The organism is Flavobacterium sp. TR2 (genome assembly GCF_025252405.1).
In the GTDB taxonomy this organism is placed as follows: Bacteria; Bacteroidota; Bacteroidia; order Flavobacteriales; family Flavobacteriaceae; genus Flavobacterium.
The window spans coordinates 1,299,421-1,315,263 of sequence record NZ_CP104307.1; the positions used below are offsets into that span (position 1 = coordinate 1,299,421).

Annotated in this window: 16 protein-coding genes and 1 tRNA gene; 13 read left to right on the forward strand and 4 right to left on the reverse strand. The window is 35.1% G+C overall.

All coding sequences use genetic code 11. The features are described from left to right. The first annotated feature begins 323 nt into the window (after nt 1-323). From N4T20_RS06010 to N4T20_RS06020, 3 genes are all read left to right on the forward strand, one after another. The gene (locus tag N4T20_RS06010) at nt 324-1,103 is read left to right on the forward strand and encodes a TatD family hydrolase (RefSeq protein ID WP_260672174.1); all 780 of its coding nucleotides are present in this window, start codon (nt 324-326) and stop codon (nt 1,101-1,103) included. A 64-nt stretch (nt 1,104-1,167) separates the two neighbouring features. Beyond that, nucleotides 1,168-2,304, forward strand: a complete 1,137-nt coding sequence (locus N4T20_RS06015) for a 1-acyl-sn-glycerol-3-phosphate acyltransferase (RefSeq protein WP_260672175.1) — start codon at nt 1,168-1,170, stop codon at nt 2,302-2,304. Then, the gene (locus N4T20_RS06020; RefSeq protein ID WP_260672176.1) at nt 2,294-3,322 is read left to right on the forward strand and encodes an asparaginase; all 1,029 of its coding nucleotides are present in this window, start codon (nt 2,294-2,296) and stop codon (nt 3,320-3,322) included. The genes N4T20_RS06015 and N4T20_RS06020 overlap by 11 nt, the downstream gene beginning before the upstream one ends. Nucleotides 3,323-3,736: 414 nt before the next feature. On the opposite strand, the gene N4T20_RS06025 is transcribed toward N4T20_RS06020, so the two are convergent. After that, on the reverse strand, nt 3,737-4,978 hold the full coding sequence (locus tag N4T20_RS06025; RefSeq protein ID WP_260672177.1) for an MFS transporter: 1,242 nt from the start codon (nt 4,976-4,978) through the stop codon (nt 3,737-3,739). 90 nt (nt 4,979-5,068) lie between these two features. Between N4T20_RS06025 and N4T20_RS06030 the strand changes: the two genes are divergently transcribed. The 10 genes from N4T20_RS06030 to N4T20_RS06075 all read left to right on the forward strand — a co-directional run bounded on the left by N4T20_RS06030 (nt 5,069) and on the right by N4T20_RS06075 (nt 13,337). Continuing rightward, complete coding sequence (locus tag N4T20_RS06030) at nt 5,069-5,950, forward strand: LysR substrate-binding domain-containing protein (RefSeq protein WP_260672178.1); 882 nt, start codon at nt 5,069-5,071, stop codon at nt 5,948-5,950. Between the two features lie 48 nt (nt 5,951-5,998). Next, nucleotides 5,999-6,085 (forward strand) — tRNA-Ser (locus N4T20_RS06035). Nucleotides 6,086-6,306: 221 nt separating this feature from the next. After that, nucleotides 6,307-6,873, forward strand: a complete 567-nt coding sequence (locus tag N4T20_RS06040; RefSeq protein WP_260672179.1) for a transposase — start codon at nt 6,307-6,309, stop codon at nt 6,871-6,873. 345 nt (nt 6,874-7,218) lie between these two features. After that, nucleotides 7,219-7,581 (forward strand): S-adenosylmethionine decarboxylase family protein, encoded by a 363-nt coding sequence (locus tag N4T20_RS06045; RefSeq protein WP_260672180.1) that lies wholly within the window; start codon nt 7,219-7,221, stop codon nt 7,579-7,581. A gap of 3 nt (nt 7,582-7,584) precedes the next feature. After that, complete coding sequence (locus tag N4T20_RS06050) at nt 7,585-8,814, forward strand: DUF4178 domain-containing protein (RefSeq protein WP_260672181.1); 1,230 nt, start codon at nt 7,585-7,587, stop codon at nt 8,812-8,814. A 1-nt stretch (nt 8,815) separates the two neighbouring features. Further along, nucleotides 8,816-8,995: a hypothetical protein gene (locus tag N4T20_RS06055; RefSeq protein WP_260672182.1), complete on the forward strand. Its 180-nt coding sequence runs from the start codon at nt 8,816-8,818 to the stop codon at nt 8,993-8,995. Nucleotides 8,996-9,008: 13 nt separating this feature from the next. Next, complete coding sequence (locus tag N4T20_RS06060; RefSeq protein ID WP_260672183.1) at nt 9,009-9,224, forward strand: DUF350 domain-containing protein; 216 nt, start codon at nt 9,009-9,011, stop codon at nt 9,222-9,224. Continuing rightward, the gene (locus N4T20_RS06065; RefSeq protein ID WP_260672184.1) at nt 9,217-10,737 is read left to right on the forward strand and encodes a polyamine aminopropyltransferase; all 1,521 of its coding nucleotides are present in this window, start codon (nt 9,217-9,219) and stop codon (nt 10,735-10,737) included. Before N4T20_RS06060 ends, N4T20_RS06065 begins: the two co-directional genes overlap by 8 nt. Continuing rightward, a complete protein-coding gene (locus N4T20_RS06070) occupies nt 10,712-12,340 on the forward strand; it encodes an NAD(P)/FAD-dependent oxidoreductase (RefSeq protein ID WP_260672185.1) in 1,629 nt (542 codons plus the stop codon). The genes N4T20_RS06065 and N4T20_RS06070 overlap by 26 nt, the downstream gene beginning before the upstream one ends. Beyond that, on the forward strand, nt 12,318-13,337 hold the full coding sequence (locus tag N4T20_RS06075) for a hypothetical protein (RefSeq protein WP_260672186.1): 1,020 nt from the start codon (nt 12,318-12,320) through the stop codon (nt 13,335-13,337). The genes N4T20_RS06070 and N4T20_RS06075 overlap by 23 nt, the downstream gene beginning before the upstream one ends. 2 nt (nt 13,338-13,339) lie before the next feature. Here the strand turns inward: N4T20_RS06075 and N4T20_RS06080 are convergent, their stop codons facing one another. The 3 genes from N4T20_RS06080 to N4T20_RS06090 all read right to left on the reverse strand — a co-directional run bounded on the left by N4T20_RS06080 (nt 13,340) and on the right by N4T20_RS06090 (nt 15,779). Continuing rightward, nucleotides 13,340-13,846 carry a GNAT family N-acetyltransferase gene (locus tag N4T20_RS06080; protein WP_260672187.1) on the reverse strand — a complete coding sequence of 169 codons (507 nt, stop codon included), beginning with the start codon at nt 13,844-13,846 and terminating at the stop codon, nt 13,340-13,342. A gap of 73 nt (nt 13,847-13,919) precedes the next feature. Further along, nucleotides 13,920-14,885, reverse strand: a complete 966-nt coding sequence (locus N4T20_RS06085) for a nitrilase family protein (RefSeq protein ID WP_260672188.1) — start codon at nt 14,883-14,885, stop codon at nt 13,920-13,922. A gap of 69 nt (nt 14,886-14,954) precedes the next feature. Beyond that, the gene (locus N4T20_RS06090; RefSeq protein WP_260672189.1) at nt 14,955-15,779 is read right to left on the reverse strand and encodes a helix-turn-helix domain-containing protein; all 825 of its coding nucleotides are present in this window, start codon (nt 15,777-15,779) and stop codon (nt 14,955-14,957) included. Between the last annotated feature and the right edge of the window lie 64 nt (nt 15,780-15,843).

Below are 15,843 nucleotides of genomic sequence, written 5' to 3' on the forward strand. Positions count from 1 at the left end.
CTTGTGAGATCCTTTGTTCATCAGAATGATAAAAAAATAGGTTATTATTATTCAAACCTTTGTCAAAGTTTTAAACTCTGACAAAGGTTTTTTTGTCATCCTGAGCGAAGTCGAAGGATCGTGTTGAGAGTCGACAAAAGATTAGCGATTGGTTGATAGACTTCTCCCGAAGTTTCGGGACGCTCAGCCCGACAAAACGGGAGTGAAAATCCGCTCACATCCGCGTTTTCACAAAGTGAATCCGTTTCATCCGCGTACCTCAATCGCGCAGAATTGCTATTCTTTTAATATTGTCGTAATTTTGGCACTTTAAAATTACAGCCTTGAATTCAACACCCATTATTACTGATACCCACACGCACTTATATTCTGAAGAATTTGATCAGGATCGTGACGAAATGATTCAGCGCGCTATAGATGCTGGAATAACTCGTTTCTTTATTCCTGCAATCGATGCTGCAGCTACACAATCGATGTATGATTTAGAGAAAAACTATCCTGAAAATATATTTCTAATGATGGGTTTGCATCCCACTTACGTGAAAGATAATTATCTGGAAGAATTGCAGCACGTAGAAAATGAATTGTCTAAAAGAAAATTCTATGCTGTAGGCGAGATTGGAATTGATTTGTATTGGGATAAAACGCATTTAAAAGAACAGCAGATTGCTTTTAAGAAACAGATTCAGCTGGCAAAACAGTACAAATTGCCCATCGTAATTCATTGCAGAGAAGCTTTTGATGAAATCTTTGAAGTCTTAGAAGAAGAAAAATCTGAAGATTTGTTTGGGATTTTTCATTGTTTTTCCGGAACTTTAGAACAAGCAAAACAGGCAATTTCTTACAATATGAAGTTGGGAATTGGAGGTGTCGTGACTTTTAAAAACGGAAAAATAGATCAATTTTTGAATCAAATCGATCTGAAACATATCGTTCTTGAGACAGATTCTCCATATTTAGCGCCAATTCCGTATAGAGGAAAAAGAAATGAAAGCAGCTATTTAATCAACGTTATAGCTAAATTAAGCGATGTATATGGTGTTTCTGCAGAAGAAATTGCAGCAATTACAACCCAAAACTCTAAGGATGTTTTTGGGATTTAACCTGAGCCTTACAAAACTTTAATTTTTTTTTTGTTCTTTTGCCCACTTTAAACAATTATAAATAATGCAGAGATTTGATGCCATTCGACCGTTTTATGATTCCGAAATAAATGAAGCACTTCATGCGGTGGTCAATCATCCTATGATGAAAACCATGATGAACTTTACTTTTCCGGATGTGGAAGATGAGGTTTGGAAGGAACAATTAAAGAAAACACACTCTATACGAGATTTTCAGTGCAATTTTATTTATAACACGATTCAAAAAGTTTTAGAAAAAAGCTCTGAAGGATTAACGACTTCAGGTTTTGAAAAACTAGAACCAAACACTTCTTATCTATTTATCTCAAATCATAGAGATATTCTTCTGGATACGACATTGCTTAACGTTTGCTTATTTGAGCATGGTTTAGTAATGACAGCTTCTGCAATTGGAGACAATTTGGTAAAAAAAGCTTTTTTGGCAACTTTGGCCAAATTAAACCGAAACTTTTTGGTTTTGAGAGGTTTGTCGCCTAGAGAAATGCTTCAAAGCTCAAAATTATTGTCTGAATATATGGGACAATTATTGCTTCGCGAAAATCGTTCGGTTTGGATTGCACAAAGAGAAGGAAGAACAAAAGACGGAAACGACGAAACCAATCCAGGAGTTTTAAAAATGATTGGAATGGGTTCTGATGAAGAAAATTTAATGGATTATTTTAAGAAATTAAAAATCGTTCCTGTTTCTATTTCGTACGAATACGATCCAACTGATGTTTTGAAAATGCCGCAATTAATGGCAGAAGCAAACAACGAAGTGTATGTAAAAGATAAAAACGAAGATTTCATGACCATTTTAAGTGGTATCATGGGAACTAAAAAAAGAATACATATCTCTGTCGGAGATGTTTTAGACAAAGAAATCGATCAGATTGTAGCAGAAAATGATAATGTAAACAAACAGGTTCAGGCTCTGGCTCAAACAATTGATGATGCCATTTTGACTAATTATCAATTGTGGCCGACAAATTTTATTGCTTACGATATTTTAAACGAAACAGATAAATTTGCTCACAAATATAAAGAGAGCGAAAAACAGCTTTTTGAGCGTCGTTTAGAAATGAGAATCGGAAGTGATAATCCTGTGACAAGACAAGGATTTTTAGCCATGTATGCAAATCCTGTTGTCAACAAATTAAAATACCACGATGTCATCTAAAGCAAAAATATTATTGGTTTATACCGGAGGAACCATCGGTATGAGCAAAGATTTTGAAACGGGAGCGCTTAAAGCCTTCAATTTTGGCAAACTCATACAGAAGATTCCCGAAATCAAACAATTGGATTGTGAAATCGAATCCATTTCGTTCGAACATCCAATAGATTCTTCCAATATGAATCCCGAAATGTGGACGAGGATTGCCACTATTATCGAGGAAAACTATAACGCTTACGATGGGTTTGTCGTGCTGCATGGATCAGATACCATGTCATATTCGGCTTCGGCATTGAGTTTTATGCTCGAGAATTTAGCAAAACCAGTTGTATTTACAGGTTCGCAATTGCCAATTGGAGATTTGCGCACCGATGCCAAAGAAAACCTGATTACAGCAATTCAGATCGCCTCACTTTTAGAAGACGGAAAACCTGTTATTACAGAAGTCTGCCTATATTTTGAATACAAATTGTATCGCGGAAACCGAACTTCAAAAGTAAATGCAGAACATTTTAGAGCTTTTACAGCGCCAAACTACCCAGAATTAGTAGAATCGGGAGTTCATTTAAAATTAAACAGACACTTATTTCTTCCTGTAAATAAAGATGCAGAATTGATCGTTCATAAAAATTTGAACAATCACGTTGCTATCATCAAAATGTTTCCTGGAATGAGCGAAATTGTTTTGGCTTCAATCCTTGAAACGAAAGGTTTAAGAGGAATTATTCTGGAAACCTATGGTTCTGGAAATGCCCCAACAGAAGATTGGTTTTTAAACTTAATCGAAAAAGCCATCAAATCGGGAATGCACGTAGTGAATGTAACCCAGTGTTCTGGCGGAAGCGTAAACATGGGACAATATGAGACCAGCACTGCTTTGAAATCGTTAGGAGTTATTTCTGGAAAAGACATTACAACAGAAGCCGCAATTACCAAATTGATGTATCTGCTTGGACATAATATCCCGCAAAACGAGTTTAAAGATATTTTTGAAACGGCACTTCGCGGGGAAATATCCTAAGATTAAATTCCAATAAAAAACAAATCCCAAATCCCAAAATCTAAAGTTGGGATTTGGGATTTTTTTATTGAAATTTTCGCTTAACCACGCAGTTTGTCATCCTGACGAAGGAAGGATCACACAAGAAACTCGACAAAGATTGGTTTATCAGTATACGGAATTACTCTTCGCGGGGAAGTATATTAAAATTAAATTTCAATACTTTGCGTTAAAGAACTTTGTCAAAGTTTTAAACTTTGACAAAGTTGACAACGTTAACATAACGAAACCTGACAGGTTTTTAAAACCTGTCGGGTCGTTTTTTAATAAATTAAACGTCTCAGTTTGTTATTCATGATAAACTATGTGAGCAATTATAGTTGCTAATAATTCCTTATATCACTTATATGGTTTAAACAGCAAGCCTTTTGGAACTTAAAACTTAGAATTTTTATACGTAACCGGGCAGCTTTCCAATTCATCAGAAGCTTTGTGTTTTTTGTAATACACATAAACCAAAACAGAAAGAATACAGATAATTCCTTGAATAGCAACTGTTGCTCTTACGCCTAGCGAGTGGGAAACATATCCAATGATCAAACTTCCCACAGGAATCATTCCTTGATAGGCCATCATATAGTAGCTGATGCTTCTAGAACGCATACTGACAATACTGTGCGTCTGAATGTAAATGTTGATTGATGAAGTTTGTCCCATCATTCCGATTCCGCTGAGAGTCATGCAGATTAGTGCAATGGTAATGCTGCTCGAAACTGCCAGAATAATAATGCTGAACCCTAGCAATAGACTGGCAGCAATCATCAATTTCCCCATATTTTCAGCCGATTTTAGATTGGCCAAATAAATAGCAGAGAGAACAGAGCCAATTCCTGCAGCGCTTTCAAACCAGCTGAAAGTTTCAGCGTTTCCGCTAAAAATATCTTTCGCAAAAACAGGCATCAAAGTATTAAAAGAAATTACAAACAAACTGCTGCAGGTTAACATTAAGAGCATTCTTGCCATTTCGGTTTCTTTCTTTACATAATCTAAACCTTCAATAAGATCGTCCAGCATATTCAATTTGTTTTCGGCTTTAATATGCGGTGTAATCTTCATCATCAAGAGTGAAATCAAAACAGGAACATAACTCACAAAATTCCCGATGAAACAAATATCCTCTCCATATTGGTGCAGAATAATTCCGGCAAGCGCAGGACCTGCAATTCGGGCAAAATTATTCATGGTAGAGTTAAGCGCAACGGCATTTGGAAGATCTTCTTTACGGTCAACAATGTCAATCATCATGGTTTGACGGCACGTCATATCAAAGGCATTTATGATTCCCTGAATAAGGCTTAATGCCAGAATAAAATTGATATTATAAATTTTGAGATAAATAAGCAGAGCCAAAGTTCCAGCCTGCAGCATGGCTAAAGATTGCAATACCATCATGGCGCGGTGTCTGTCGTAACGTCCGATAATGCTTCCTGCAAGAGGCGCTAGAAACAAAGACGGAATCATGCTTAAAAATGTGGCCAAACCTAATAAAAATACCGATCCCGTGATGCTGTAAACCATCCAGCTTACGGCTGTCTTCTGCATCCAGGTTCCGATAACTGATACGGATTGACCGTAGAAAAATAACTTGAAATTTTTTGATTTTAACGCCTTAAACATAATCCTAAATATTTAATACAAAGGTCGGGATTATGATAGCATTAGAAAAATTAATAATTTTACTTATAATAAGTAGTAAAACTTATCAATATGGAAATTTATCAACTGCAATATTTTATCAAAACTGCTGAGGTTTTGCATTTTACCAAGGCTGCAGAGCTGTGTTTTGTTACACAATCGGGACTTTCTCAGCAAATAAAAAAGCTGGAAGAAGAACTTGGAATGCTATTGTTTAAGCGAATTGGAAAAAAAGTGCAGCTGACAGAAGCTGGTGCCGTATTTTTAATTCATGCTAAAAAAGTCGTTGAAAATGTAGAAAACGGAAAGCAGGCCATAGAAGATTTGAACGAAATGATTGGCGGAGAACTCCGAATTGGAGTAACCTACATTTTCGGATTATTGATTCTGCCTGTCGTAAATGCATTTGCCAAAAGATACCAGAATTTGAGGATAGTGGTAGAATATGGAACAACAGAAGCTTTAGAACAAAAACTGATTAATAATGAATTGGATTTGGTTTTAGTGATTTCGTCGCACGAAATTGGGCCTCCGATACAGAAAGTGCCTCTGTTTACGTCCAATATGGTTATGGCAGTTTCAAAATCGCATTCTTTGGCTGCATTAGAAAAAATGCCATTTAAGAAAATAGAAGAAGTTCCGTTGATCCTTCCCGGAAAAGGTTCCAATTCGCGTGAATATGTCGAAGCATTGTTTGTAAAGCACAACATGAAACCGAAAATTTCGATAGAGTTAAATTCGATTCATGCCTTACTGCAAATGGTAGAAAACAGCGACTGGGCAACCATTGTGGCAGAAAAAGCTTTGAAAGGCTGGGAGCATAGCCTTAAAGCCATTCAGATTACAGGAGTTTCAACCAAAAGAGATTCATATATGTTGACAATGGGAGGTTACCAGAAGAAGGCCGTAAAACTTTTCATGGAAGAATTTCGAAAAAGTATAAACGAATCTTAATTTTACTTTTTAAACTCAATTTTTTTTGTGTTATTTGCAGACCAAAATAGAAAGGTGTCCGAGTGGTTTAAGGAGCTAGCCTGGAAAGCTAGTATATGGGTAACTGTATCGAGGGTTCGAATCCCTTCCTTTCTGCAAATTTTTAATAAAATAATACCAAACCTCGAAATGTATATTTCGAGGTTTTTTTATTAATTGTTTCTATTGCCAAATTATAAATTACACATCAAACGTCCAAAAAAACTTATTGAACAAAAACTTTGGCAATTGCGATTTTACAATATTTGCATGGGAAAATCAGCGGCAATTAATTTCAGGATTATATTACGAACACCTTTCAAAAAATCTGTCGACCAATGTCTCAAAAGTTTAAAAATAAATATCGAATTCCATCTTCGCGATTGCAAAATTGGGATTATGGTGCAAATGGAGCCTATTTTATAACTATTTGTACTAAAAATAGGGAATGTTATTTTGGAGATATTATTGATTCTAAATTGGAGGCATCGGAATTGGGAATATTGGCAGAAAAATATTGGTTAGATATTCCAGAACATTTTCCGTATGTCGAATTGGGTAATTTTGTAATTATGCCAAATCACGTTCATGGGATTTTAATTATCGATAAAAACGCATCGGTTTCCGTAGAGACGCAATTAATTGCGTCTCTACCCGAAACAATATATAAAACAGGTGGTTTTGCTGGGGATAAAAATCCTATGTTGCAGGATAATATTTCGAGAATTATAAGATGGTATAAAGGAAGATGTTCTTTTGAGATGAAAAAAATATATGCAGATTTTGGTTGGCAACCGCGTTTTCATGATCATATCATTAGAAATGAAAAATCTTTTGAAACCATACAAAATTATATACAGAACAATCCGTTGAATTGGGATAAAGACAAATTTTATGGAAAATAAAACAAAAACAATCGAAATAACCGTAGAGACGCGATTAATCGCGTCTCTATTTTTTAGAGAGATTAATCGCGTCTCTATTTTTTTAGAGAAATTAATCGCGTCTCTATTTTTAGAGGGATTATTCAATTAAAAATAGAATCAGTTTTAAAATAATGATTCAGAACAAAAAGAGTTTGATGATTTATAAATCAAAAAATCTTGATTCATCAGATCTTGCAAAAAATCTAAAAAAAGAAAAAATCATAAACACATAGCCCTAAAAAGTTATTTTCAAAATACGGTTTCCCGCATTTTTTTATTCTAGAAATATTATATATTTGGCTCCTGTGTAATATAAATAACTTAATGGATTTACCTCCTTATTCGCCAGGATTGCATAAACTGGTTACGCTATATGTCGACGAAATTTCTAAGCTTACCAATAGCAAAGGCTTTGTCGCAGTTACCAATTCTATTTTAGAAAAATATGAACTTGAGAAGGTTGGCGTTGTGGTGCATGATTTCGAGAACGAAAGTTTTACAATTTCGTACTGCCTGAAAGAATCTCATATTTGTATACACACTTGGCCAGAATACAATCAGTTGACTTTGGATGTTTATTTGTGTAATTACCTTCAGGATAACTCGCATAAGGTACGCGCGGTTATGGCCGATTACGTTGATTATTTTGAAGCAGAAATTATTAAAGATTTTGAAATTAACCGATAAGATATGAAGATTCCTTGTTACGATTGTAATACAGAAACCGAGTTAGAGGTTGGTTTTGAAGTTATCAATTTTGTTTGCCCGGTTTGTCAGAGTTTATACGTTCGTGATAAAGAGGGGCAATTTAGAAGAAGATCAAAGTATAAAAATGTACTTAGAGATTATCCGCTAGAAATTGGCGATATCGGATTTCTGAAAGGCAGCAACTATAAAGTTACAGGTTTGCTAAAGAAAAAAGTGCATCCTAATTTTACTTGGACAGAGTTTATTCTGCAGAATGAAGCCAAAGAGTTTCTGTATCTTTCGCTTTCCAATGGGCATTGGATGATGCTTACCGAAATGGAGAATATTGCGGAATTAAAAGGAGGAGTTACAATTTTAGACCACGATGGCATAGATTACGATTTGTTTGAACATTCGGATGCTGAGATTATAGACGCGCAAGGTTTTTTTGATTTTGAACTTCCTCAAAACAAATACATTCATCTGGCTGAATTTATAAATCCGCCAAACATCATCTCTATAGAAAGGATGAACAATGTGCAATCGGCTTTTCATGGCGAGTATGTACCAAAAAGCGTTATTCAGAAAGCCTTTCCAAAAAGGACTATGCCTTATCAGTTTGGTGTAAACATGATTCAGCCGTCTCGTTTTGACCTTAGAAATACTGCCATTATTTTCTGTCTTTTCGCTTTATTGATCATAACCGCAAATTGGTACATTTATAAAGATCAGGTTGAGCAAAATGTTTTTAACAGTAAAATTAAGTTCAGCGAATTTGATAATAAAGAAATTACCAGTCCGTCTTTTGTGCTCAAAGGCGCTTCGGCTCCTATGACGATTAGTGTTTCGACTGAAGTTAGTAATTCATGGGCCAATATAAACATCGCTTTAATTAATGAAGATAATGGCGATGAAATTTATGCAAATAAAGACATAGAATACTATCATGGCTATTCTGATGGAGAATCTTGGACAGAAGGCAGCCAGTATGAAAAGTTTAATATCTGTGGTGTAAAAGGAGGAAAATACCATCTTTTGATTACGCCAATGAAAGCTCCAGAAGATCTTACCAATAGCGAAATGAATGTCAATGTGGTCTGGAACCAGCCTTCGAGTCGAAATCTAGGGTTAGTTATCTTAGCTATGGTTATAATTTATTTCATTATAAGATATTTTAGAAATCAATTTGAAAAAGAGAGATGGGCAGACAGTTCCTACTCGACCTATGAATAATATGAAAAGAATTTCAGATTTCTTTGCCAATAATTGGGCGCCACTAGCAATTGGATTCTTTTGCTTTGGCGTTTACCTCTATTTTGCGCTAGCAGGAAATAGAATCTGCGATTGCGAAACCACAGAAAAATATAGTACGGCAGGAAGCCGAACATCATATAGCCGTTTTTATCACAAATAAAAAAATAATCAATATGGAATTATTTCACGCACAGCCAGTAGTAAACTCAATTCTTTATTCTTTTTTAGGAATTGTTATTTTATTAATCGGTTATTATATTATCGAAAAACTGACTCCTGAGAATACTTGGAAAGAAGTTGTAGAAAAAAATAATGTTGCTGTTGCCATTGTTTTGGCAGCATTTATCATTGGAATTTCCATGATTATTAGTGCCGCAATTCATGGGTAAAAAGTTTCTTAGGTTTGAATTTCTTTTACTCTTTGCCGTATTTATAATTGCTACCTGCGGACTTATTTATGAGTTGGTTGCGGGAACTTTGGCGAGTTATTTATTGGGCGATTCGGTAAAACAATTTTCATTTATTATTGGCGTATACCTGTTTTCGATGGGTATAGGCTCGTTTTTTTCGAAGTTTTTCAATAAGAATCTGCTTAATACTTTTGTAGAAATCGAAATTCTGGTTGGACTTATTGGAGGTCTGAGTTCGGTAGTTTTGTTTCTGCTGTTTGAAAGTGTAGGTTCGTTTCAATTCATTTTATACCTATTTGTTTTCGTAACTGGATTTTTGGTCGGTTTGGAGATTCCGCTTTTAATGAATATTTTAAAAGATAGAGTTGAGTTTAAAGATCTGGTTTCGAATGTTTTTACCTTTGATTATATCGGAGCGCTTTTGGCTTCTATTTTGTTTCCGTTGGTTTTAGTGCCAAAATTGGGCATTATGGGAACTTCTCTTTTCTTCGGAATGATTAACGTGAGCATTGCTATTGCTTTATGTTTTTTGTTAAAGAGAGAATTAAGAAAACCTTCTTTACTTAGAGCAAAAGCCATCTTCTCTTTTGTGCTGCTACTGGCAGTTTTTATTTTTTCGAATGATATTCTCGCCTATTCGGAAGGGAAATTGTACGGAGAAAATATTATTTACACCAATTCGACACCTTACCAGCGTATCGTTTTAACGCATAATAAGAGCGATTACAGGCTTTATTTAAACAATAACCTGCAATTCAGTTCTGCAGACGAATACCGTTATCACGAAGCTCTTGTGCATCCCGTCATGTCGATGGCAAAAAGCGTCAAAAACGTTTTGGTTTTGGGTGGAGGAGACGGTTTGGCAGTTCGCGAAATCTTGAAATACAAAGACGTTCAGAAAGTGACTTTGGTCGATTTGGACGCCGGAATGACGAAGCTGTTCAAAACCAATTCGGTTCTGACCAATTTTAATCAAAACTCTTTGAACAATCCTAAAGTTACCGTAATCAATACTGATGCTTATATTTGGGCGAAAAATAATAAAGAGAAATACGATGTGGCAATCATCGATTTCCCAGATCCGTCCAATTATAGTTTGGGGAAATTGTATTCGCTTAATTTTTATCAAACCATAAAAACCATTTTACAGCCAGATGCAGCGGTGGTCATACAAACTACTTCGCCTTATTTTGCGCCTAAATCCTTTTGGTGCATCAACAAAACTGTCATGCAGGTTTTTCCGCAGGTAGATGCGTATCACGCGTACGTTCCTTCGTTTGGAGAATGGGGCTACACGATTGCCATAAATGGTTTTGGAACCACTTTTAATACGGTAAACCGAAAAGCAGAAGGATTGAAATTTTATAATTATCAATTCGACCGATTCAATTATTTTACAAATGATATGATTTCGAACCAAATCGAAATCAATCGTTTAGACAACCAGATTTTAGTGCGCTATTTTGATGAAGAGTGGGGAAAACTGCAATAAATCCAGAAGGAGTTTTTTAAAAGTAGTTGGTGCAGCTTTAATTGCGGTTCCATTTCTGCAGTTTTGTTCCGATAAGATTGCGGTAATGATGATTCGTTTATCAGGTACAAAACATATTCTTGGCCATCGTTTATGGATAAAAGATTTTCCAAAACCGATAAAACAAATCCAGATTCCATATTTAATTGTCGGCGGCGGAATTTCAGGTTTAAGCGCGGCACGCCAATTTCATAAAAAAGGAATTTCAGATTTTCTGATGGTGGAATTAGAAAATCATTTGGGCGGAAATTCTTCCAACGGAGAAAACAAATATTCCAAATATCCTTTGGGAGCGCATTATTTGCCATTGCCCAATTTTGAGGATAAAGAATTGCTTCGTTTTCTGGAAGAAGAAAAAATAATTTTGGGTTATAACGAAAAAGGTTTCCCAATTTTTGATGAATTGCAATTGACTTTTGCTCCAGACGAACGTTTGTTTTACAAAAATAATTGGCAGGAAGGCGTAGTTCCAAAAGAAGGAAATTTAGTTTCAGACGATTTGGAATTTGAGCAATTCTTCAAAAAAATGGATGCTTTTAGAACTGCCAAAGGCCAAGATCAGAAGTATTTGTTTGATATTCCGCTTTACCTTTCTTCATCAGATTCAAAGACCAGAGCTTTGGATAAAATTACCATGAAGCAATGGTTCAAAGACAACCATTTTACTTCAGAACCTTTGTTTAATTATATCGATTATTGCTGTAAAGACGATTTTGGTTTGGGAATCGACTATGTTTCGGCTTGGGCAGGAATACATTATTTTGCTGGAAGAAAGCAAAATAGTACGCCCGAAAAACAGGACAGCGTTTTAACGTGGGCCGAAGGAAATTCGCGTTTAGCCCATCATTTGAAAAAATATACGAAAGGCCAATCGTTAAAAAATCATTTGGTTTATGAAGTCAAAGTAGCCAATAATAAAGTTATTGCAAAAGTTTTTGATGCTGTAAACAAAACCTCAGTTGAAATTATTGCCGATAAAGCCATAATGGCCTCTCCGCAGTTTGTAAATCAGTATTTAATAAAAGACAGAAAAACATTTACCAAAGACTTTCATTATACGCCTTGGCTTTTGGCAACGCTGATTGTAAATGATTTATCAGATGATTTTAGTTTTCCGCTTTCTTGGGACAATGTGATTTATGATGCAAAAGGTTTAGGATATGTTTACGATCAGCATCAGACCGTGAATCAGGTTCAGGACAAAAAGGTCATTACGTATTATTATAGTTTTTCGTCTGCCGATTTAAAGAAAACGAGAAAAGAGCTTTACAAAAAAGACAAAGAATATTGGAAACAGTTTGTTCTTGATGACTTAAAATTGGCTCACCCCAATATTGAAGAGTGTACAGAAGATCTGGAAGTTTTTATTTTAGGTCACGGAATGATTTCGCCGGCGCCAGGTTTTATTTTTGGAGAATCAAAAAAACAGGCCAAACAGAATATTCAAAATTCTATTTATTTTGCGCATAGCGATTTATCTGGAATCTCGATTTTTGAAGAAGCTTTTCACCAAGGAATTAATGTTGTAAATGAAATTGTAGATGGAACAACCGTGGATTCATAAAGCCAAAACCGATTGGGCATTTATTATTGGACCGTCATTTTTTGTCTTGGCGATCATTTTCATTTTTCAGGATTATATAGCCCAGATCGAGGAAAATTATTCTTTTTACACTTGGCTTTTCCTGATTGTTTTTATAGACGTAGCGCACGTTTATGCGACATTATTTAAAACTTATTTTGTTGCAGCTGAATTTCAAAAGCAAAAAAGAAGATTGATTTTACTGCCCATTATTTGTTTGGCAACGGGAATTGTGCTTTTCTCTTTCGGGAGTTTAGTTTTTTGGTCATTTTTGGCTTATGTGGCTGTTTTTCATTTTATTAGGCAGCAATACGGCTTCATGCGACTGTACGCGAGAAAAGAAACAAAAACGAGGATTTCAGTTTGGATTGACAATCTGGCGATTTATGCTTCAACTGGCTACCCAATGCTGTATTGGTTTTTTTCGTCTAAGCGAAAGTTCAACTGGTTTGTAGAAAATGAATTTTTTAGGTTTGAAAACCAAAGAATTCTCGAAATCCTGTTGGGAGTTTATATTGCAATTTTGATTTTGTATATCCTGTATACTGTTGTAAAATCTATTCAGAATCAGTTTTTTAATATCCCGAAAAACAGTATTATTCTAGGAACGGCTTTGTCTTGGTATTTCGGAATTGTATATTTTAATGACGATTTGATTTTTACTTTATTGAATGTCGTTTCGCACGGAATTCCGTACATGGCTTTGGTTTATTTTAAAGAAATCGACGGAAAATCGGAAGCAGAATTGGGGCGTTTGTCTTTCTTAAAACAATACAAAGGCCTTTTGATTTACATTGGAATTTTGCTTTTAATTGCCTTTTCCGAAGAATTTCTCTGGGAACTTTTTGTTTGGAATGAAAACATCAGCGTCACAAATTTTGATTTTTCAAGCTGGCAGATTTTGTTAGTTCCGCTATTGACGGTGCCTCAGTTTACGCATTATTTATTGGATGGCTTTATTTGGAAGTCAAAAAAATAAATCTAAAGCTTTATCTCAAACAAACTAAAAGAACCTTCTTTGTAATGTTCTGGCAATTCATTTGTCCATTCGATTGTACTTATTCCTTTGTAGGTGAAACCACAACTCGTGTAGTACTTATTTATTCTTTCGTTGCCGCTGTGTGTGTCTAGTCTAATGTATTCTTTACCATTTTCTTTGGCATATTCTTTAGTCCATTCTATAATTTTTTTGACATAAGACTGCCCTCTAAATTTTGGATTTGTGGCAATGCGATGTAAATAAACTGCAGAATCTTTACTGGCTTCTTTCCAGATAATTAAATCATTAAAAGTGAGTACAAATGTACAAGCAACTTCGTTTCCTTCTTTGATTATAAAATGACGATTTTCGGCAATTTCTTTTTCAATTAATGTTCTTTCAAAACCTCTCCAGCTTTTATTGTTGACTGTTTTTTGATAAGCTGTAGCTTCGTTGTAAATATTGAAAACGGCGTCGATATCTTCATTTCTAGTTTTAAAAAATTCCATTATATGGTTTTGTTCTATAAATTCATGAATCTTCAAAGATAAATTTTTCCAAAGTCTTAAAGGTTCGAAATACTTAATTTATGCTTTTTTTATCAGAGTCTAACCAAACCACATTCTGTTCTGATTGATGGTTTTGACCAATAATATCTCTGTACAATTCTGGTCTTCTAGCTTTTATGTACCTGCTTCCGCCTGCAAGATTGCACTTTTCAGGGGTAATTATTGCTGTTGCAAAAGAATCGTCAAAAGTGTTGCATTCTGCCAGAATATCTCCAAAAGGATCTATAATCATAGAACAGCCGTTTTTTAATTGATCGTCATCCATGCCAATTGGATTCGAAAATATGGCATAAATAGCATTGTCGTAAGCTCTTGCCGGCAGCCATTTCATCAGCCAATCTCTGCCTTTCATTCCGTTAAATTCTAAGCGTAAAGAAGTTGGATCGGTTTCTCGGTTTTTCCAAAGATCTGAGGATACAAAACCAGCTCCAGGTCGGGTAGAAGGCGTGCACATGGTTACGTGCGGCATAAAAATAATGTCGGCACCTAAAAGTTTTGTAGCACGAACATTTTCTATAATATTATTGTCATAACAGATTAAAATACCGCATTTCCAGCCCTCAATTTCAAAAATGCAATAACGGTCTCCCGCTGTCAAATATGGATTTATAAACGGATGCAATTTTCGGTACTTCGCCACTAGGCCGTTTTTATCTACGCAAACATATGCTTTAAAAAGGTTGTTGTTCTCATCTTTTTCGAAGAGCCCGGCCAGTATTACAATATTATTTTTTTGGGCAATTTCAACCAGTTTTAAAATGCTTTCTCCGTTCGGAATTAATTCTGCCAAGTCCAGCATTTGTTCTGTTGATAAATTTCTTGCAAATGTATACCCTGTTATAGAGCATTCATGAAACGAAATCACATCACAGCCTTCTTCTGATGCTTTTCGCGATAAGTTTTCGATTACAGATAGATTATAGTTTTTATCGCCGCTCTTGTTTTCAAACTGGGCTGCAGCTATTTTTAGATTTTTCATTTTGTTTGCTATTAATTTTATCCAAAAATAGCATTGCCGTTATTTTATAAATTGTATAAAACCGACATTTTAGTATAATAGAGGAGGCAGTGTTTTGATAAGATTGTTGGTTAGTTTCTCACTGCTGGACATATATTCGGTTGGAGTAATTCCAGTATGTTTTCTAAATTCTTTTATTAGATGAGACTGATCTGAAAATCCTGCATCGTAGCAGATTGCGGTCAGATTTATATTATCAGTTTTGTCTTTTAATAATTTTAGAAAATGATGCAATCTTATAATATTCCCAAATTTTTTCGGATTTAACCCGATACATTCTTTAAATTTTCTTTCAAGATGCCTTTCGGTATAACCTGTGTACTCGACCAATTGTTTCATGGAGAAATGTCCTTTATTGCCGATAATAAAATTTAGCGAACTATTTACCAGCAGCTGATTTGAGTTCGGTCTTACTGCGATTAGGGGTCTAAAAAAATGATTTAAAAGATCAATGCGCGTTTGATTGTTTTCTTCAGACAATTTCTCGAGAAGGGTTGAGGTTTTTTTGCCAAATAGATCTTCAACAGGAATTATAGAATCGTGAAATTCATCGGCGGGCACACCTAATAATTTATTTATTCCGTTGGGCTGAAAAACGACAATGATCAGCTTAATTTCATTTTCAGAATAAAGATCTTTGTAGCTGCTCAATTGCCCGTATACAAATGAAGCAGGCAGATAATTCTTTACGTCGTATTTATTTATTCCAGCAATAAGTTTACTTTTTATAGAGAAAACAAGACCAGTATTGCCGTCTGAAAATAAGCGGAATTTTTGCAGAGCAGTTTCGGGATCATCTAAAAATAGATAATGCTTGATATAGGGTAATAGATCTTTTGTAACAGAAGCCTGCATGGCAAATTAGTTTATAGCAACATACAAAGGTACCTTTATTTTGTTTCAAAATGTTTTGCTAAAT

Bases quoted from the DNA above. Each gene is read 5' to 3' on its own strand.
- N4T20_RS06070 (WP_260672185.1), top strand. From the start codon at position 10,712: ATGAAGAGTGGGGAAAACTGCAATAAATCCAGAAGGAGTTTTTTAAAA.
- N4T20_RS06030 (WP_260672178.1), top strand. From the start codon at position 5,069: ATGGAAATTTATCAACTGCAATATTTTATCAAAACTGCTGAGGTTTTG.
- N4T20_RS06020 (WP_260672176.1), top strand. From the start codon at position 2,294: ATGTCATCTAAAGCAAAAATATTATTGGTTTATACCGGAGGAACCATC.
- N4T20_RS06055 (WP_260672182.1), top strand. From the start codon at position 8,816: ATGAAAAGAATTTCAGATTTCTTTGCCAATAATTGGGCGCCACTAGCA.
- N4T20_RS06075 (WP_260672186.1), top strand. From the start codon at position 12,318: ATGGAACAACCGTGGATTCATAAAGCCAAAACCGATTGGGCATTTATT.
- N4T20_RS06015 (WP_260672175.1), top strand. From the start codon at position 1,168: ATGCAGAGATTTGATGCCATTCGACCGTTTTATGATTCCGAAATAAAT.
- N4T20_RS06065 (WP_260672184.1), top strand. From the start codon at position 9,217: ATGGGTAAAAAGTTTCTTAGGTTTGAATTTCTTTTACTCTTTGCCGTA.
- N4T20_RS06085 (WP_260672188.1), bottom strand. From the start codon at position 14,885: ATGAAAAATCTAAAAATAGCTGCAGCCCAGTTTGAAAACAAGAGCGGC.
- N4T20_RS06050 (WP_260672181.1), top strand. From the start codon at position 7,585: ATGAAGATTCCTTGTTACGATTGTAATACAGAAACCGAGTTAGAGGTT.
- N4T20_RS06090 (WP_260672189.1), bottom strand. From the start codon at position 15,779: ATGCAGGCTTCTGTTACAAAAGATCTATTACCCTATATCAAGCATTAT.
- N4T20_RS06080 (WP_260672187.1), bottom strand. From the start codon at position 13,846: ATGGAATTTTTTAAAACTAGAAATGAAGATATCGACGCCGTTTTCAAT.
- N4T20_RS06060 (WP_260672183.1), top strand. From the start codon at position 9,009: ATGGAATTATTTCACGCACAGCCAGTAGTAAACTCAATTCTTTATTCT.
- N4T20_RS06025 (WP_260672177.1), bottom strand. From the start codon at position 4,978: ATGTTTAAGGCGTTAAAATCAAAAAATTTCAAGTTATTTTTCTACGGT.
- N4T20_RS06040 (WP_260672179.1), top strand. From the start codon at position 6,307: ATGTCTCAAAAGTTTAAAAATAAATATCGAATTCCATCTTCGCGATTG.
- N4T20_RS06045 (WP_260672180.1), top strand. From the start codon at position 7,219: ATGGATTTACCTCCTTATTCGCCAGGATTGCATAAACTGGTTACGCTA.